Here is a 1,179-nt window from a genome sequence, read left to right as displayed (position 1 = left end):
GCTTCAATGCGTCGACACAAAACCGATATTAGCGATGCCCATGAGTTAGCGAAAACCCACTTTAAATTGGAACGTGAAACGACGTATGTGCACAATGATTATTATGAACAGATGCGGGCGATTACTCGTTATTATGACGAGATTGATGAAGAACTTATTCTTTTACGCAATCGTATGCATGCCATTTTACATCTTACATTTCCAGAGTTGGAACGACTTATTACACCGAGTTCAGCGCTATTTTTAAATTTTGTGCAATTGTATCCACATCCTGCCCTTTTATTAGCTGATTCAAAGACAATTATTAAAAATCGGTTAAAAAACAATACACGTAAAATTCTTTCACTAGAACGTGCAGAGAAAAAAGCCACTGTGTTATTAGAAGCTGCGAAAAATTCATATCCTGCCATTGAACCAACGGATATTCGTTGTAATCAAGTACGTGATTATGCCCGACGTATTGCGGATTTAATGGAAAAGAAAGACCAGCTTGTGAAACAAATGGTTATGATGTCTGAAGGAAGAAAGGAATATACCGTATTACGCTCTTTTCCAGGGATTGGTGAAACAACAGCGTGCAGACTTATTGGCGAAATAGGTGATATTCGCCGATTTAAAAACGCGAAACAACTGAACGCTTACGTTGGCATCGATATTATGCGCTATCAATCTGGCAATACACAATACAGTGATCGCATTAATAAACGAGGAAATAAGAAGCTACGGAAGATTTTATTTTTTATGATTTGTACGATGCTTATGGCAAAAGGGAAACCTAATCATTTAGTAGACTACTATTACAAATTAAAAACGCAACCTCAGAGAAAGCCTCATAAGGTCGCGATTTTGGCGTGTATCAATAAGTTTCTGAAAGTGACGTTTCAGTTAGTGACACACGGCATACTTTACGATTATGAGTCCGCACTACCAGCTCAGAAATCGTAGCCAAGTTTATATTCACTATAGCACACTGACCTTTCGAAAAAAAGAATATCGTTAGGTCTTTTCGTCATGGGGAAATTTAGATGTATTTGGGAGGGGTACCCCTCCCAAATACATCTAAATAAAAAAATAAATGAATTAACGAAATACACTTGACTAATCGTAAGAAATAAGCGGAGATTTTTCCGTTAAACTTCGGAATAGGGTTTGTTCGGGGTAAATAAGCGGAGGTTTTCC

1 protein-coding gene is annotated in these 1,179 nt (G+C 37.6%); it reads left to right on the top strand.

The genetic code is table 11. The annotated features are described in order from the left end of the window. Positions 1-945: IS110 family RNA-guided transposase (locus LRP83_RS23115; RefSeq protein ID WP_230499185.1), on the top strand; the 945-nt coding region annotated here is incomplete at its 5' end. Positions 946-1,179: the final 234 nt, after the last annotated feature.

Origin of the sequence: Pseudoneobacillus rhizosphaerae, assembly GCF_917563885.1 — a bacterium.
Classification (GTDB): Bacteria; Bacillota; Bacilli; order Bacillales; family Cytobacillaceae; genus Pseudoneobacillus; species Pseudoneobacillus rhizosphaerae.
The sequence above is the reverse complement of the archived record's forward strand: the minus strand, read 5'-3'. Positions and strand labels throughout refer to the sequence as shown.